The organism is Nocardia sp. NBC_01009 (assembly GCF_045208035.1).
Lineage (GTDB): Bacteria > Actinomycetota > Actinomycetes > Mycobacteriales > Mycobacteriaceae > Nocardia.
In genome coordinates, this window is the sequence record NZ_CP108695.1 from 3,855,639 (window position 1) to 3,869,345 (window position 13,707).

18 protein-coding genes and 1 pseudogene are annotated in these 13,707 nt (G+C 63.5%); 7 read left to right on the top strand and 12 right to left on the bottom strand.

Going from position 1 to position 13,707, the window contains the following annotated elements:
• Positions 1 to 10 precede the first annotated feature (10 nt).
• Positions 11 to 358, top strand: coding sequence for a DUF3024 domain-containing protein (locus tag OHA42_RS17280; RefSeq protein WP_406229457.1), 348 nt, complete (start codon positions 11 to 13; stop codon positions 356 to 358).
• A 38-nt stretch (positions 359 to 396) separates the two neighbouring features.
• On the opposite strand, the pseudogene OHA42_RS17285 reads toward OHA42_RS17280, so the two are convergent.
• Positions 397 to 555: pseudogene (locus tag OHA42_RS17285) on the bottom strand (IS481 family transposase); the annotation flags it as partial.
• 155 nt (positions 556 to 710) lie between these two features.
• Here OHA42_RS17285 and OHA42_RS17290 point away from each other — a divergent pair.
• Positions 711 to 1,202 (top strand): hypothetical protein, encoded by a 492-nt coding sequence (locus tag OHA42_RS17290; protein WP_406238324.1) that lies wholly within the window; start codon positions 711 to 713, stop codon positions 1,200 to 1,202.
• A 202-nt stretch (positions 1,203 to 1,404) separates the two neighbouring features.
• Here OHA42_RS17290 and OHA42_RS17295 read toward each other — a convergent pair whose 3' ends face one another.
• The 10 genes from OHA42_RS17295 to OHA42_RS17340 all read right to left on the bottom strand — a co-directional run bounded on the left by OHA42_RS17295 (position 1,405) and on the right by OHA42_RS17340 (position 8,803).
• Positions 1,405 to 1,998, bottom strand: coding sequence for an RDD family protein (locus OHA42_RS17295; protein ID WP_406238326.1), 594 nt, complete (start codon positions 1,996 to 1,998; stop codon positions 1,405 to 1,407).
• A 604-nt stretch (positions 1,999 to 2,602) separates the two neighbouring features.
• Positions 2,603 to 2,725, bottom strand: coding sequence for a hypothetical protein (locus OHA42_RS17300; RefSeq protein ID WP_406238328.1), 123 nt, complete (start codon positions 2,723 to 2,725; stop codon positions 2,603 to 2,605).
• A 1,172-nt stretch (positions 2,726 to 3,897) separates the two neighbouring features.
• The gene (galE, locus tag OHA42_RS17305) at positions 3,898 to 4,884 is read right to left on the bottom strand and encodes a UDP-glucose 4-epimerase GalE (protein WP_406238330.1); all 987 of its coding nucleotides are present in this window, start codon (positions 4,882 to 4,884) and stop codon (positions 3,898 to 3,900) included.
• A 28-nt stretch (positions 4,885 to 4,912) separates the two neighbouring features.
• Positions 4,913 to 5,719, bottom strand: coding sequence for a class I SAM-dependent methyltransferase (locus OHA42_RS17310; RefSeq protein ID WP_406238332.1), 807 nt, complete (start codon positions 5,717 to 5,719; stop codon positions 4,913 to 4,915).
• Positions 5,716 to 6,921 carry an amidohydrolase family protein gene (locus OHA42_RS17315; RefSeq protein ID WP_406238334.1) on the bottom strand — a complete coding sequence of 402 codons (1,206 nt, stop codon included), beginning with the start codon at positions 6,919 to 6,921 and terminating at the stop codon, positions 5,716 to 5,718. The genes OHA42_RS17310 and OHA42_RS17315 overlap by 4 nt, the downstream gene beginning before the upstream one ends.
• Positions 6,918 to 7,265 (bottom strand): cupin domain-containing protein, encoded by a 348-nt coding sequence (locus OHA42_RS17320; RefSeq protein WP_406238336.1) that lies wholly within the window; start codon positions 7,263 to 7,265, stop codon positions 6,918 to 6,920. The genes OHA42_RS17315 and OHA42_RS17320 overlap by 4 nt, the downstream gene beginning before the upstream one ends.
• Positions 7,258 to 7,584 (bottom strand): hypothetical protein, encoded by a 327-nt coding sequence (locus OHA42_RS17325; RefSeq protein WP_406238338.1) that lies wholly within the window; start codon positions 7,582 to 7,584, stop codon positions 7,258 to 7,260. The genes OHA42_RS17320 and OHA42_RS17325 overlap by 8 nt, the downstream gene beginning before the upstream one ends.
• A 73-nt stretch (positions 7,585 to 7,657) precedes the next feature.
• Complete coding sequence (locus OHA42_RS17330; RefSeq protein WP_406238339.1) at positions 7,658 to 7,984, bottom strand: NAD(P)-binding domain-containing protein; 327 nt, start codon at positions 7,982 to 7,984, stop codon at positions 7,658 to 7,660.
• The gene (locus OHA42_RS17335) at positions 7,977 to 8,141 is read right to left on the bottom strand and encodes a hypothetical protein (RefSeq protein ID WP_406238341.1); all 165 of its coding nucleotides are present in this window, start codon (positions 8,139 to 8,141) and stop codon (positions 7,977 to 7,979) included. The genes OHA42_RS17330 and OHA42_RS17335 overlap by 8 nt, the downstream gene beginning before the upstream one ends.
• Before the next feature lie 62 nt (positions 8,142 to 8,203).
• Positions 8,204 to 8,803 (bottom strand): SAM-dependent methyltransferase, encoded by a 600-nt coding sequence (locus OHA42_RS17340; protein ID WP_406238342.1) that lies wholly within the window; start codon positions 8,801 to 8,803, stop codon positions 8,204 to 8,206.
• A gap of 42 nt (positions 8,804 to 8,845) precedes the next feature.
• Between OHA42_RS17340 and OHA42_RS17345 the strand changes: the two genes are divergently transcribed.
• From OHA42_RS17345 to OHA42_RS17355, 3 genes are read left to right on the top strand one after another with little or no spacing between them, the layout of a single operon-like run.
• On the top strand, positions 8,846 to 9,619 hold the full coding sequence (locus tag OHA42_RS17345) for a site-specific integrase (protein ID WP_406239429.1): 774 nt from the start codon (positions 8,846 to 8,848) through the stop codon (positions 9,617 to 9,619).
• A 19-nt stretch (positions 9,620 to 9,638) separates the two neighbouring features.
• The gene (locus tag OHA42_RS17350) at positions 9,639 to 9,944 is read left to right on the top strand and encodes a transposase (RefSeq protein ID WP_406238345.1); all 306 of its coding nucleotides are present in this window, start codon (positions 9,639 to 9,641) and stop codon (positions 9,942 to 9,944) included.
• 2 nt (positions 9,945 to 9,946) lie between these two features.
• A complete protein-coding gene (locus OHA42_RS17355) occupies positions 9,947 to 10,654 on the top strand; it encodes an IS3 family transposase (RefSeq protein ID WP_406238347.1) in 708 nt (235 codons plus the stop codon).
• Here the strand turns inward: OHA42_RS17355 and OHA42_RS17360 are convergent.
• A complete protein-coding gene (locus OHA42_RS17360; protein ID WP_406239431.1) occupies positions 10,551 to 11,927 on the bottom strand; it encodes an IS30 family transposase in 1,377 nt (458 codons plus the stop codon). The two genes, OHA42_RS17355 and OHA42_RS17360, sit on opposite strands and share 104 nt — an antisense overlap.
• A 376-nt stretch (positions 11,928 to 12,303) precedes the next feature.
• On the opposite strand from OHA42_RS17360, the gene OHA42_RS17365 reads away from it, so the two are divergent.
• Both OHA42_RS17365 and OHA42_RS17370 read left to right on the top strand, forming a co-directional pair.
• Positions 12,304 to 13,374, top strand: a complete 1,071-nt coding sequence (locus tag OHA42_RS17365; RefSeq protein ID WP_406230385.1) for an IS110 family transposase — start codon at positions 12,304 to 12,306, stop codon at positions 13,372 to 13,374.
• 25 nt (positions 13,375 to 13,399) lie between these two features.
• The gene (locus OHA42_RS17370; protein ID WP_406239432.1) at positions 13,400 to 13,600 is read left to right on the top strand and encodes an IS3 family transposase; all 201 of its coding nucleotides are present in this window, start codon (positions 13,400 to 13,402) and stop codon (positions 13,598 to 13,600) included.
• The last annotated feature ends 107 nt before the right edge of the window (positions 13,601 to 13,707 follow it).

Here is a 13,707-nt window from a genome sequence, read left to right on the forward strand (position 1 = left end):
GATGGCCGGCATGGCTGCCACAGGACTTCCCGAACTCGATGTCGCCCGGATCGTGAAGTACTGCGCCAGCAGAGTTCCCGAACAATATCGCCACGAGATTCGGGTCGAATGCGACGTCTCGCCGCGCCATGTCACGATCTGCGAATGCCGACCACCATGGCGCGAGGACTTCGGCCCGGAATGGACACGATTCCCGATCGCCCGCCTGCACTACACCAAGAAAACCGGGTTGTGGACGCTGTATTGGCGGGACCGACACCTCAAATTTCACCGCTACCGGCTCTTGGAGCCGAGCCCTCACGTTCAGGACCTGCTCGATCACATCGACAACAGTGGCGACCCGATCTTCTGGGGTTGATCAGTTATCGTCGGTGACGCGTTGACCTGTTGAGACCAAGTTCGTTTGTGGATCACTGTGCCCAGGGCGTCAACGAAGGCATGGGAGCGATAGCAGGAACCGTTGCTGGTCAGCACTTTTCGTTCTGTGATGCCGTTTCCGGCGAACCAGGCGCAGGCGTGGTACCAGAACGCGGCGGCGGTTTCCTTGCGCTCGTCCGGTGGCGCGGGCGCCGTGCCAGATATCAGTCTCCTCTGCGGGCCCATGATGAACGCTGAGTGCCCGTTTGGAAAAGTTCACTGACGAGCTCTGGATCGGGCTCGGGCTCCGTCGTTTTCGAGCCGCTCCGGTAGTACCTGGCATCGTTGTGCGGGTGAGCGATGTTGATCAACAGCAGCACTCCTCAAGTGATACTTGGGTTTTCGGCCTCGAAGAGATCCCTGCCGCCGTGCCGGGTGAAGATGGGACAGTCCATAGTGTCGCTCCGGCCTTCGGTACCACCGTGATCAGGGCGCCTGCGGGGGCCCCGCAGGCGTTGTGCTGGGCAGCCGAGGAGATCGTCTGCCAATGCGGACCTGACTGGTCGGCCTCGGCGGTCCTCCTGCAATGGCTCCGGATAGAGGCCGGCGACGAAGTCCAGCTGGGTGTGGAGAGTTGCTTACTGGAGCGCATCGCTGGTGACCAGATCCGCGTGCACTCCCATTACGGTCAATGGGAGGACCTGGTCGTGCCTATCCAGGACGTTCGACGCATGCTGATCGACATGATGACCTTTCTCGCCACGGAATCCCGTCGTCCGTTGCCGAATTGGCGAATCAAGCGTCTTGGTGAGCGAAACTGGTCACAGCATCGCCGCACGCCGTAGAGGGGCAACCGCCTGTGGGCATCGTGGTCGTGTCCGGAGGGGGACTCGACCACTACGCCCACGCCCTTCGTCGACGGGACTGCTGGTCCTGGAGTGAATGTCGGTCTCATACCGACAAGATCCCTGCCTCCAATCCGAATCGCCCGGAGGGCGCTATGTCTTGCGCTCCCGTTCAGCCGTCGCGAGGCCACAACGGAGTGACCTACGGGCGCTTTCGCATGTCCAAACGGCCGGGCAGCACCATAGGGATGTCGTTCCTCCAGTCGATCTTTCGCTTGGCCGCGCGTACCACGCGACTACCGGTTGTCAGATCGTGCAAGGCTCGGCGTTTTCCAGCGGGAATCGCCGAGAGGAAGAAGCTGACGATGAGCGTGAGCAGGCCGAGAACGGCGATCCCACTGAGGATGGCCGATTCAGGATTCGAGCCCGACAGGGACAAGAACACGAACGGCAGGAAGATGATCAGCATGCGCGAAGCTGCCGGCAGCAACTCCAGCCGAGGATGAGCCCATTCTCCAGCAGGTACCACCCGCAGTCCGAGAAGCCCTTTGCCCAGAGTCTGTCCGTCGCGGCGGATCAGCAGAAAGACCTCCAATCCGACATAGGCGATGAAATAGCACAACCAGGCCGCCGCTCCGTAGATCACCTGCTCATAGGCTTCGCTCGTCGTCGAGGCAATCGGGACCAAAAGAATCCCGACCGGTATCGCAACGACGAACGTGAGTAGCAGGCAGAACGCAAGATCGAGGAGCCTGGCGGCAAGGCGTCGGAAGAATGGTGCGGATTCGTAGGACATGGGACCTCATCGGTGGGGGCCTTCTCCGATGGCGAGTTACCTTCGGCGACGGCGGATTTGAGTACTGTGTCGCAATCGCCAGGCACTCTCAGTGTGTTACTCGTATCCGCCCTGGTCCAGTGGCTTGGCTGTCACAGGCTCAACACCAGGCATGATGGAAAATGAAACCACATCTGCGATTTCCGGTCCGGCTGCCCTCACCTCCTTCGAGAATCCGAAGAAGGCGAAACCAGTACGTGACCTTCCCTGTTGGAAGATGAAAAGTTCAGACTAGTTGGTCTTTGATTCAGGGAAGGAATTGCACCCGGTCTTGATGTTGCTGAGCTGTCCGGCGCTCGCGGCAAAATTGTGCAGGACACTAATACGGACAACGCTCGAGCAATGATCGAGGCCTCTGGATGACCCAGAAGAAGTACCTTCCCGGATGATCTGAGTATCAGCGGTTTTGGTCGCATCCGCCGCGCCAACGCTGGCGGGGAGGTACGTCCCGTACTAAAGGTAATCGACGGCGGTGTCGGTCCAATCTGGAGGGCGTGTCGGCGGCGGCGCGGTCGTCGATCGACGAGATCGTGCGGGAGGGTACCCGGCAGATGCGGGCTGCGGCTTACAGACCGAGGTCGCCGTCTACATCGCCCAGCACGCCGACCATCAAACTCGTCGTCGCCACGATCGTCGACGTCGCAATGGGCTGGGACGCTTGCTGCCCGTGGTCGGCTCTGTTACTCAAGACGACGCGTCTACAGAACGCCATCGAGCACCCCTGTGTAGTCGTCCGTTCTTGAGCTGCTCCGTGTACTAGCGGCGCGACTTGCCCAGTGTGCGAGCTCCGGCCGAGACCGGGTACGTCGGCTCATGCGGAATTGTGGGGAGCTGATTGGTCCGGTGGTAGCGATTGAGCTCCGGAGGTGTTGGTCATCGGGGACTCCGCATTCCCGCGTCGTAACGGACGCCGTTTGAGGGACGTTGCACTCTCGTCGCCGATACGCCGACGGTGGATAATAGGATCCAAATCAAACGACGGTTCCGTCTGTGTACCAACCTCATTGCTGACACCTGATTTGTTCAGACGCTTGTTGCGGGTCTGACCGGCGGTGGCTTCATCAATACCAACTCTTGCTCCACGCCCGAGCAATTCATTCGGCGACGACCGGAAACAGAATTCGCTTCTGCAGATGTCGCGTGCTGTATGAGGTGCCGGATTAGGATGCTGCAACGTAGCTGACTTCGGTTTGTCCTCAGGGTGGCAGGTGTTGTTGAAGGATGTTGGTGAGCGCGGGCACCTGCAAGCAGCAGTCGTGTTTCGGCGTGTCGAAGCGCGTGCAGGCGGCGTTGCACTCGCGGCGGCGCCTCCTGGTATCCGTCGAAGGCCAACGATTCGTAAGAATTCGGTGGATCCCGGTGCAGTTGTGCGCTCGTTGCCAAGACCGTCGCACCCAGCCCGGGGAGAGTATTGCAGTCGATTCATCTCACGGGTTTTCGGCGGTCGTGGTGCGGATTCCTCATGTGGACAAAAGGTTTCGCGAGCAGGTCGGAAGGCCTGCCGGGTGGAGGACATGATATTGCGACAACGTTGTGAGACATCTCCACGACACTTCTCGGCCTTTGGGCTCGCCGGTGTCCTACAGAGGGGGAGATTCGGTTGGCATGGGGTCGACCATGAGACCATCTTGCCGATCCGATCAAGCACGTGGAAATTTGACGCCGGTTCGAGCATGAAACCGCATATTATCTTCCCGCAGAGCACAATTCGCGTCCATCGGACACGCCTGCCGCGTAACTCTAACGCACGCAACGCCGAGGGAATCTCGTCAGCAGTCCGGACACCGGCGCGGAATCTACGGCGAGTTAGTTGTGTTTGTGCGCCAGCACTCACCGTTTCGCCGTGCTGGCGCGTGATCCCTACATCTCTGCGTGCGCAGCTTGATGGAACTGCCATGCGTCGGCGATGATGTCGGCCAGGTCGGGCCGTTGGGGTTTCCAGCCGAGTTCGCGGTGGGCTTTCTCGCTGGATGCGATGCACACTGCCGGGTCACCGGGGCGGCGCCCTTCGATGCGGACGGGGAAGTCGATTCCGGTGACTTCTCGGACGGTGTCGAGGACTTGTTGGTTCGAGTGTCCTTGCCCGTTGCCGAGATTGAAGATGTCGTGATGCCCTGGCTGGATGATGTCCAGGGTGAGCAGGTGTGCGGCCGCGAGGTCGGAGACGTGGATGTAGTCGCGGATGCATGTGCCGTCGCGGGTTTCGTAGTCGGTGCCGAATAGCGTGAACGTGTCTCGTTGTCGACCTGCGGCTTGCAGCAGGATCGGTATCAGGTGCGATTCCGATTCGTGCCGTTCACCCAGATGGACCCCATCTTTGGTGAGGACTGCTCCGGAAGCGTTGAAGTAGCGCAGCGTCGCCGCGCCTAGTGTGTCGGAGGCTCGGCATTCGCCTGCGATGAGCTGATCGACCGTGGCTTTGGTTGCGGCGTATGGGTTCTGCGGCCGGACTTCGGCGGTTTCGTCGAACGCGGTGGTGCCGTCGCCGACGTACATCGAGCCGGTGGAAGAGAAGACCAGGCGCGGCACGTTCGACGCCCGGATCGCACGCAGTAGCGCCAAGCTACCTTCGATATTGTTGTGCCAGTACTTTTCCGGGTTCTTCACCGATTCGGCGACCTCGATGCTGGCAGCAAAATGCAGAACCCCGTCGAAGCCGGCGCCGGGGGTGAGTATGTCGGCGACTTGATGTACCGACATCTCATGGAATCGTGCGGTCGGGGGCAGGTTGGAAGCGAACCCGGTCGAGAGGTTGTCGATGATCTCGACCTCGTGACCGGCGTCTACGAGTTGGTGGGCGACGACGGAGCCGATGTATCCGGCGCCGCCGGTGACGAGCAGCTTCACGGGATCTGAATTCTCCTTGGTAGCAGTGCTATTCAACAATTCCGGTGGCGACGATATAGCCCTTGGGGTCGCGCCACACCTGACCGGGATTACTTGCGAACCAGCGGTGAATGTCGGTGGCCACGTCGGCGAGGATCGCGTCGCGGTGAGGGCTGTCGGTGCCGACGCCGCAGAAGGACGCCATCGCATGGGCGAGGCGGATCAGCGGCGGCGCGGTGTCGAAGACAAGGGCGTTGTCGAAACGGGCGATGCTCACCGTGGTGAAGACCTCGGCCATCATCTCTGGCAGAGTGTCGGAGTTGACGGAGTTCGCCAGCTCCGCGACGGGTTCCAAGCCGTAAGCCTGGGCATGAGAGACGACGAGTTCCCCTGTCCGGGTGCAGGTTCGAGCGTGGTTGACCGTGACGACCACGCGACCGCCGGGGCGGGTGATGCGCCGGAATTCGCGCAGCGCCGCCACCGGGTCCGGGACGTGGTAGAGCATGTGCCGGGCGGTGGTGCGGTCGAACTCGCGATCAGCGAGCGGAAGCGCGGTGGCCTCACCGAGTACCCCGTCGACGCCCGGGATCGCTGTGGCGGCCGCGACCATCGCCGCAGAGTTGTCGACGTTGACCAGGCGGCCGCTGTGCCCGCGCTCAGCGAGGTGGGCGAGGAATCGGGCGTCACCGCAGCCGATATCGGCCAGCGACTCTGTCCCGGCCAGGTCGAGGACCTCCAGCACGGCGGCGGCCGGGTCGTCGGGGTGTTCGCTGTAGCGGGCGTGGGTGTCGATGCGCACCTGTAACGGTGTGGTCGAGAAGTATTCGGAGTTCAAGGAGGGGGTGCTGGTGCTCATCGGCGGGTGTACTCCTCGGCGGTGGGGACGGCGACGGGGTAGTGCAGGTCTCCAGCGGTCATAGCCAGGATCGGGGTGGAAAGCACGGTCAGATCCTGGGTGGGGTCGCCCGGGACGGCGATCAGGTCGGCAGACAGCCCGGCGGTGAGCGTACCGGTGCGATCGGCGATGCGGAGCAGTTCGGCGGCGCGCCGCGTGGCCAAGTCGATCACTTCCACCGGCGTGAGGCCCAGGTTGAGGTAGGCCGGGAACGAGTGGGTGTATTTGTCGTGTGGGGTGCGCGGGATGCCGGAATCGGTGCCGGGCAGCAATCGCACGCCGGCCCCGAGCATCACGGTCAGCTGTTCGCGGCGCACCGCCCACGCGAGTCGGCCCCTCGCGATCAGCGCTTCGTGATTGATGGTGGGGCACACCATGATCTGTCGCGCGGCGATGGCATCGACGAGCCCGAGATCGAATTCGAACCCACCGTCATCGGTCATCCACGTGCAGTGCTCGATCGAGTCCACCCCTGCCTCTACGGCTTGGCGAATACCGGCGGTGCCATGGGCGTGGGCGGCGACCGGTAGCCCGTGATCGCGGGCAACGGCCACGATCACGCGCAGCTGGTGATCGCTGAACTGTGGTTCATAGGGCGAGCTGGTCCCGCTGACGGTGAAACCGCCGGTGACCATGACCTTGATCCAGTCGGCGCCACGCGCGGCGTTGGCGGCGACGAGGCGTCCGATTTCGATGTCGGTCGTGACCGTGCCGCCGAGGCTGTAGCAGTGCCCACCCGGAATCGTCAGCGGGATAGTGGCTTTCAGCACACGTGTACGGGATGTGGTGGTAGCGAGAGTGTCGACGTCGACGTAGCGGGGCGCGCCGAGGTCGCGCACCGTGGTGATGCCCGCGGCCGCCAGCGTGCGTAGTGCGCGCCGGATCGTCGCGGCGACTTCGAGGCGGGTGCTGTGCTGGATCGAGGGCCGGGGGTGCACCGCGCACCCGAACCCCAGATGCACGTGGGCGTCGATCAGCCCGGGCAGGATCGTCGCCCCGGGCAGTCGGATTCGCTCGACGCGATGTCCGGTCCAGTCCGCTGGCCGTGCTCCGGTGGTCCCGACCCAGGCGATGAGGTCGTCGGCGGTGACCACGGTGCCGGGTGAGATCACCTCGCCGGTCCCGGTGAGGACACGGTCAGCGTCGATGATTCGGACCCTCACCGAATTGCCTGCGGTGTCACGGCGGTGTGGCGGTCCGGGTCGGCGAACACCTCGATCACCAGAGTGCCCGGCGCGACGGTGGCCCCGTGGGGTTGCTGATCGGCGAGACTGAAACTCTCACCGGCGGTGACTGTTCGGGTTTCCTCGCCAAGGTTCAGCTCGACGCTGCCGGTGATTACCACCCCGATCTGCGGGCCGTGCTGATGACACGGCACCGTCGCCCCGGCGGGGAACCGCCAGAGCACGACTTGACCATGCTCGCTGGCCAGCAGACGCCCCTGGGTTCCCGGAAACGGGGTGTCGATGGCAGGGAACTGGTGCACCCAATCGGGCCAGTCATCCATGCGCGGGTCTCCTCGCGGTTGATGGGATCGCGGCTGTGGGGCCGTGATAGTTGGCAATCGGGCGCGTGCCGAAGTTGTGCGGGCCCAGCCAGCCGTAGTAGTCACGGCGAAGCCCCTGCATATGCTGGCGCAGTATCCGGTTGGGGTGGTCGATACCGCGGCCGAACTCCACCGGCGATATCCGCATCAATGACTCGAGCGCCCCGCGGGCGGTGGTCAGAGTGCCGGGATCGATAGCAGCCGCGATCACGTGCAGCGCTGAGGCTGCCGAACAACGGAATTCCGCAGGCCCGTACTGGATGACCGTGGCGGCCAACACTGCGTGCTGGAATCCATCGAGCAGGTGCGTGTGTGGTCGGCAAGTATGCAGAGCCGCGATCAACTCGCGGTGGTCAGCCGCAACCCTGAACAGCGTGCACGCGGACGCCACAACTAGTTCGTATGCCTGTTGGGTGGCGATCGGCATGTGCTGTTGCGAGCGCACCGTCCTCGCCGAACCACACCGCGCGGCTGGCGGCATCGTCGTGCACGAACGACCAAACCGCGGCCGCGCCCTCTGCGGCCTGCGCCGGGGAGGCGCACACGATCGCGGGCCCCTCGATCGCCGAGATTGTGCGGTTGTAGCGGCGCAGCTCGAAACCGTGAGTATCCAGGGTGTTAGCCACCGTGTTGGCCATTATCCCGGCGCCGAGGATCGCGATCGTGTTCGATTCATTCATTGCCGCCGACCTTCCGGTACAACAGCCACACCATCGTCGGCTGGAACTCGGCGCGGATCTCCAACTGCGGGTATCGCGCCGCGACATCCGCCGAGGCAATGCAGGCGTCGACCTCGGCGTGCGCAGCCGCTCGGGCGGCCAAAGGCTTCGCATTCACCGAAACCTGCCGCGCCCCCGGGGCGTGCCGGTTGGCGAAGACCCTGGTGGCCGGATGAGTCGCTACCGTCTCGATCGCACGGCCGCGGCCGATGTCTCGTCGCACCGCCAGGCACATCGGTTTGGTCGGGCTTTCCCAGCAGCGCTCCAGGTGCAGCATTCCGCTGTAGGTTTTGGTTCGTTGTGCTCGCGGGCCTGGACCAGGGCGGTGACTGTGCCGCGGTCGAGCAGCCTGCGCACCGCAGGATCGTTGGGCACACCCATGAACATCACGGCGATCGGCTGGCGGAAGTCGAAGACGTTTCGTGTGTCGCTGATGATCAGTTCGGGGTCGTGAAAGTCGGCGTCGATACAGGTCGTGACGCCTTCCCAGGTGGTGGCGGTCAGCAGCGCCCTGGCGTGGGTGAGGACGAGTGGGTCGTCATCGACGTAGATGACGCTCGATTCCGGCGCCACTGTTTGAGCGATGTCGTGTGTGTTCGTCATGGCGGGCAGGCCGCAGCCGATGTCGATGAAGTGGCGGATGCCCTGCTGCGCGAGGTAGCTCACGGTGCGGACCAGGAACTGCCTGGACTGCACCGCCATGGTCGTGATGTCGGGATACTTTTCAACGCAGGAATCTCCGACTATTTGGTCGATTTCGTAGTAGTCCTTGCCGCCCATCCGGCTTGTTGACCGGACTAGCGCTGGTCGGCGGACTTGACTGTGGGGCAACAGGTTTTGGTTGAATTCTCCGTCGTGCCCACAGAGAGATCGAGCCAGGCGGCGACCCACGTAGCAGTGGCCAGAATCGGCAAAGTCGTTCCAGGAGAGGATGCTTCGCTGCCATGGCTGGTACTTGACGCAGCCGGAGCTGAGATCCCGGAGGCTGGCGAGTACTTGCGATATACGGTGGTCAACGACTTCAGCCCGAACAGCGTGGAGTCCTATGCGCGTGCACTGTTGCGCTGGCTGCGGTTTCTCTGGGCTACCGATGTCGACTGGGACCGCGCTGATCGCAACCAAGTCCGTGACTTCGTGCTGTGGATGCGCACCACCGTGAAAGAACGCGAGCGGCGCACAGACGCACCAGTCCCGGGAAGCGTGAACCCTCGGACCGGAAAGCAATACCCGGGCTGGGGATTTGCTCAGACGACGATGAACCACAACTTGGCCGTGGTCTCCTCGTTCTACGACTACTTCATCGACCAGGGCCGGGGACCGCTGCGCAATCCCGTGCCACCCAGCACAGGACCACAAGGGGCTCGTGCTGGCGGGCATCACAATCCGATGGACCCCTTCCGGCCTCGGCGACGGGCCGCCTATCGCCAACAAGTCCCCCGCGTCCAGCCCCGCGGAATTCCTGACCAACAGTTCAACGAGCTGTTCGAGCGAATGCCGTCGCATCGCGACCGGGCGATCCTGGCACTGTATGTATCCACCGCCGCCCGACCTGAGGTTCCCCCGCTTTCTCGGAGGGCTCTGAGCATGGTCCGATAGGACCAGGAAGGAGTCCCTTGTGGCAGCACCGAAGAAGTACCCCGATGAGTTGAAGGCGCGGGCGGTCCGCTTGTATCGGGAGTCGGATCCCAAGCCGACGGTCCGGAAGTTGGCCCAGCAGCTCGGGGTGCATCACGAGGCGTTGCGGAACTGGATCCGCCAGGCCGAGGCCGACGCTGGTGAGCGAGCCGATCGGCCGACGACAGACATGGCCGATGAGAACCGGCAGCTGAAGAAAAGGATCGCCGAACTCGAGCGGGTCAACGCGGTGTTGCGTTCTGCGAGCGCGTATTTCGCCTCGGAGCTCGACCAGACCCGGAGGTGATCGTGCGGTTCGTGAAAGACCACCCGCAGTACCCGGTCGAGCTCGTACTACGGGTGCTCGAGATTGCGTCCTCAACGTTCTATGAGTGGAAGAGGCGGGCGGCCCAGCCGTCGGCGCGGCAGCTCGAAGACAAGCAACTGCTGGCTGAGATCGTCGATATTCACGCCAGTTCCGGCGGCACCTACGGTTCCCCGCGAGTGCATGCCATGCTGGCGCGGCGCGGCATCGGTGTCGGCCGCAAACGGGTCGAGCGGCTGATGCGCCGGGCCGGACTGCAGGGCGCATTCTTGCGCCGCAAGTGGCGGATCGGGTCCACCAAGCAAGATCCGCGGGCCAGGCCGGCACCGGATCTGGTCGAGCGGAACTTCACCGCCGACGCCCCGAACAAGCTGTGGGTGGCCGACGCGACCCGTATCCCGGTCGGAGAGGGTGTGTTCTGGCTGGCCGCCGTCCGCGATGCCTTCTCCAACCGGATCGTGGGCTGGAAAACCTCCGACCGCTGCGACACCGATCTCGTGCTCGGCGCCCTGGAATACGGCGTCTGGTCGCGCGATGTCCGCGACGGTGAACTGATCCATCATTCCGACAGGGGGTCGACCGGCGAATTCAACCGGTCGACGCAACATTTCGTAGTTGAAGCGATTGTAGATGTTGTTCCATTGCCTCGGCCGGAGTCTGCCACCCAAGGACCTTCCGCGGTCGCGTGTTGAGTGCGTGAGCGACCGCCGTCAAGTCTCTCTTGCTCCACCGTGATAGGTCTGTTCCCTTCGGAAAGTATTGGCGCAGAAGCCCATTTGTGTTCTCGTTGGTGCCGCGCTGCCACGGGCTATGCGGATCGGCGAAGAAGACCGCGACTCCGGTCTTGGACGTCAACGCCGCGTGCGCGGACAGTTCCTTTCCCCGGTCCCATGTGAGCGACTTCACCATCTGCGCAGGCGGTTTTCCGATCGCCGCCGCGAGAGCCTTGTTCATCGACGTCGCCCCGTAACCACTGAGCGCGGGACCATTCTTGACCGGGGCGCTGGTCGCCCATCCTCGTTCGCGGGGCAAATGAATCAGCATCGTGAATCGAGTGCTTCGATCGACCAGGGTCGCGATCGCGGAGCGTTCGGTGCCAATGATGAGGTCGCCTTCCCAGTGCCCGGCAACGGCGCGATCGTTGGCCTCGACAGGGCGTTCGCTGATCAACACGTCCGGGGTCACGTGCGCCCAGACCACGCGTTTTGAGCGGGCCCGAGGCATCCGCAACGCGCGTCCGGTCCGCAGGTTCAAGATGAGTTCGCGATCGAGCGCGCCGCGGCCCTCGATATAGAGCGCCTGGTAGATGGCTTCGTGGCTGATCCGCATCGACTCGTCGTCAGGGAAATCGATCCGCAGCCGCTTGGCGATCTGCTCGGGACTCCATGCCTGCACCCATCCACGGTCGGCGCGGTGGGGCTTGTTGCGGCCGGTCCAGGCGCGCGTCATCGGGCCTTTGACGGTGTTGCCGCGCTCGTCGGTGATCGGTCCGGACAGGCGGGTCTGGACGTAGTTGCGAAGTCGCGGGTTATCCGCGAGTTTGGCGGTCTTGGGCCGGCGGGCGAACAGCTCGGCTTTCCACTGCGCCACCGACGCGCGGTAGTGCAGTTTCCCGCCTCGAGTGGCGGCGTTGCGCCGCAACTCACGCGAAATCGTCGATGGGCTGCGACCAAGCGCCTTCGCGATCTGGCGCACGCCGTTGCCTTGGACCTTGAGCAGCGCGATCTCCTCGCGCTCGGCAAAGGACAGGTAGCGGCCACTTGGCCGAGGCCACGAGTACGGAGACATCCCGCCAGCTTCGCGGAACCATCGACTGCCCTTGACAGGCGATACCCCTACTGCGACACCAGCTTCCGCTGGAAGCAGGCCCTCGTCGACCTTGTCCCAGAACAGTCGCTCGGTTGAGCGCCCGATCCCAGGAGCGCCCGGCGACCGCATCGGCGCTCGTCCGGTGACCTCCCGCATCCAGTCCGATGGCCTTCCCATAACACCCTCCGTGAACTCGGGTGTTGCATCCACCGGTTGAACCTGAGACCTACACCGCGATCAGGTTCGCAAACCGATTGGCCGACAACGGTATTGCGCAATCAATGGGGTCTGTCGGCGATTCCTACGACTGTGAGAATGAATTCGGCCGCCTGGTGGCCTGACTCTTGCTTACGACTGACCCCGCGGTTCGGGTGTCCTGGCTGTTGATCTGTCGTCCACCAGACGGTCTCACCACCTGGTGCTGACCGGGCGGGCAGTGACCTCATAGGAGCCTGACCTCACCAGGTCCCATCACAGTCCCGTCCACCCGACCGGCCAGCGTCACAACCCGCTGAAAGGTCGCAGGACAAGCATGACAAACCCGCCACGCCGGGGTCGAGTCGTCATCGGCGTCGACACCCACAAGCACTTCCATGTTGCTGCGGCACTCGACGACTTCGGGGGCGTCCTGGCCACCGGAAAGTTCACCGCCGACCGCACCGGATATCAGGAACTCATCGACTGGGCAACGAGTTTGGGGCATCTACGCACGTTCGCGATCGAGGGCACCGGCTCTTACGGGGCAGGGCTGACTGCCGCAGTCCGCCGCGCCGATATCGGTGTGATCGAGGTACTGCGGACCGACCGGCGTGATCGGCGACTGCGCGGCAAGTCCGATTTCATCGACGCGGAAAATGCGGCACGAGCCGTGCTGGCCGGCTACGCCGACGCCACCCCGAAGACCGCCGACGGCGTCGTCGAGATGATCCGCCAGATCAAAGTCGCCAAGGATGTTGCGGTCAAAGCTCGTGCAGCAGCAATGATTTCACTGAAAAGCATACTGGTGAACGCCCCCGACGAGCTTCGTGAACAGTTGCAGCCGCTGTCGAAAATGGCGCTGATACATCGATGCGCCGGCCTGCGGCCCGGCCCGGTCACCACCGTCGAAGCGGCCACCAAACACACGCTGCGCGCGATCGCTCGACGCTGGGAGCAACTGCAGGAAGAGATCAGCGCTCACGAGCAACTGCTCGACGAGCTCACCGCTTCGATCGCACCACAACTGACGGCCGCATTCGGTATCGGTGTCGACACAGCCGCCGAGATGCTGATCGTCGCCGGCGACAACCCCGACCGAATCCGAACCGAGGCGGCATGGGCGAAACTATGCGGTGTCTGCCCAATCCCAGCATCCTCGGGCAAGACTGTCCGCTACCGGCTCAACCGTGGTGGCCACCGACAAGCCAACTCCGCGCTCTACCGAACCGTCATCGTCCGCATGCAACATCACGAACCGACCAAAGCCTACGTCGCCCGCCGCACCGCCGAGGGCAAGACAAAAGCCGAGATCATCCGCTGCCTCAAACGCCTTCTCGCCCGCGAAGTCTGGGCACTCATGCGACCCCTCCGACAGGCCCGTCGACCCGCAGAATCAGCCACTTGACAGCTATAGGAGCATCAACGCGTTGATGGAGAACTTCTTCTCCACCCTGAAGACCGAACTGGTCTACCGCCGTGCGTGGCACACCCGCGACGAGGCCGAGAACGCGCTGTTCGCCTACATCGACGGCTGGTACAACTCCCGGCGGATCCAGAAGAAGCTGGGTTGGCGATCACCCGACGAGTTCGAAGCCAGTTACCATCAACGGGTTCCAGCCGGAACCAGATAATTCGCTCTCCGGCTAAGCGGGGGAACCTCAGGTGCCGTGGGTGGCGATGTGCGGGTTCCAGGGTTGTCGGGTGGGTTGCGGGGATATAGCAGCGCAACTGCGTGGTC

What these genes read in the sequence shown, in the direction of transcription:
- OHA42_RS17280 (WP_406229457.1), top strand. Translation starts at nt 11, where the DNA reads ATGGCTGCCACAGGACTTCCCGAACTCGATGTCGCCCGGATCGTGAAG.
- OHA42_RS17295 (WP_406238326.1), bottom strand. Translation starts at nt 1,998, where the DNA reads ATGTCCTACGAATCCGCACCATTCTTCCGACGCCTTGCCGCCAGGCTC.
- OHA42_RS17310 (WP_406238332.1), bottom strand. Translation starts at nt 5,719, where the DNA reads ATGAGCACCAGCACCCCCTCCTTGAACTCCGAATACTTCTCGACCACA.
- OHA42_RS17320 (WP_406238336.1), bottom strand. Translation starts at nt 7,265, where the DNA reads ATGGATGACTGGCCCGATTGGGTGCACCAGTTCCCTGCCATCGACACC.
- OHA42_RS17330 (WP_406238339.1), bottom strand. Translation starts at nt 7,984, where the DNA reads ATGAATGAATCGAACACGATCGCGATCCTCGGCGCCGGGATAATGGCC.
- OHA42_RS17340 (WP_406238342.1), bottom strand. Translation starts at nt 8,803, where the DNA reads ATGGGCGGCAAGGACTACTACGAAATCGACCAAATAGTCGGAGATTCC.
- OHA42_RS17360 (WP_406239431.1), bottom strand. Translation starts at nt 11,927, where the DNA reads ATGCGGGAGGTCACCGGACGAGCGCCGATGCGGTCGCCGGGCGCTCCT.
- OHA42_RS17365 (WP_406230385.1), top strand. Translation starts at nt 12,304, where the DNA reads ATGACAAACCCGCCACGCCGGGGTCGAGTCGTCATCGGCGTCGACACC.
- OHA42_RS17370 (WP_406239432.1), top strand. Translation starts at nt 13,400, where the DNA reads ATGGAGAACTTCTTCTCCACCCTGAAGACCGAACTGGTCTACCGCCGT.